Source organism: Mesorhizobium sp. M2A.F.Ca.ET.042.01.1.1, from assembly GCF_003997405.1.
Lineage (GTDB): Bacteria > Pseudomonadota > Alphaproteobacteria > Rhizobiales > Rhizobiaceae > Mesorhizobium.
The window spans coordinates 1-1,059 of record NZ_RZRX01000583.1 but is presented as its reverse complement, the minus strand read 5'-3'; the positions used below and the strand labels follow the sequence as shown (position 1 = coordinate 1,059).

Sequence of the window (1,059 nt, the reverse complement as noted above, 5' to 3'; positions counted from 1 at the left end):
GCTCCCGCCGGTGCCCGGCGCGCTCGATCAGATTGTGCAGCGTTTCGGCACCGACATCGTGGCCGAGGTGACGGGCCGCTCGCGGCGTATTGTCCGCAAGCCGGGCGCCGGCTCCGTGGGCGACCGCCTGGCCGTCGAGAACCGCGCGCCGTCGGCGAATCTCGCCGAGACGGCCGCCTTCATGGACGACCTGAAGCGCGTTCTCGTCTTCAGCGATGCCGGCGGAACGGGCCGGAGCTACCATGCCGAGCTGTCGGCGAAGAACCAGCGGCTCCGCGTGCATTACCTGCTCGAACCGGGCTGGAAAGCCGACGCCGCCATCCAGGGGCTCGGCCGCACCAACGGGACGAACCAGGCGCAACCGCCGCTGTTCCGCCCGATCGCGACCGACGTGAAGGCGGAGAAGCGCTTTCTCAGCACGATCGCGCGGCGTCTCGACACGCTCGGCGCCATCACGCGCGGGCAGCGTCAGACCGGCGGCCAGGGCCTGTTCCGGCCCGAGGACAATCTGGAATCCTCCTACGCTCGCGACGCGCTGCGCCAACTCTATCTCCTGATCGTGCGCGGCAAAATCGACGGCTGCTCGCTCCATCGTTTCGAGAGTTCGACCGGTCTGAAGCTGATGGATGACAACGGCATCAAGGACGAGTTGCCGCCGATCACCACATTCCTGAACAGGTTGCTCGCCCTCACTATCGAGCTGCAGGGCATCCTCTTCACGGCGTTCGAGCAACTGCTTGATGCCAAGGTGGCGGGCGCGATCGCGAGCGGCGTCTATGACCTCGGACTGGAAACGCTGATGGCGGAGAGCTTCGTCGTCACCGATCGCAGCGTCATCTACACCCATCCCGCATCGGGCGCCGAAACGCGGCTGCTCACCATCACCCAGCGCGAGCGCAATCGGCCGCTGTCGCTCGACGACGCCCTCCGATGGCTCGATGATCGCAGCGCGAAGCTGCTGGTCAACGAGCGCTCGGGTCGCGGCGCCGTGCAAGCTCCAGCACCATCGCTCATGCTCGACGATGGCGAGATCGAGCGCCGCGTTCGGTTGGTCCGGCC

The 1,059-nt window shown here is 67.1% G+C and carries 1 protein-coding gene; it reads left to right on the top strand.

All coding sequences use genetic code 11. The features are described 5' to 3' along the window. A partial coding sequence (locus EOA23_RS34995; RefSeq protein WP_189341844.1) for a strawberry notch C-terminal domain-containing protein occupies positions 1-1,059 on the top strand: 1,059 nt, incomplete at both ends.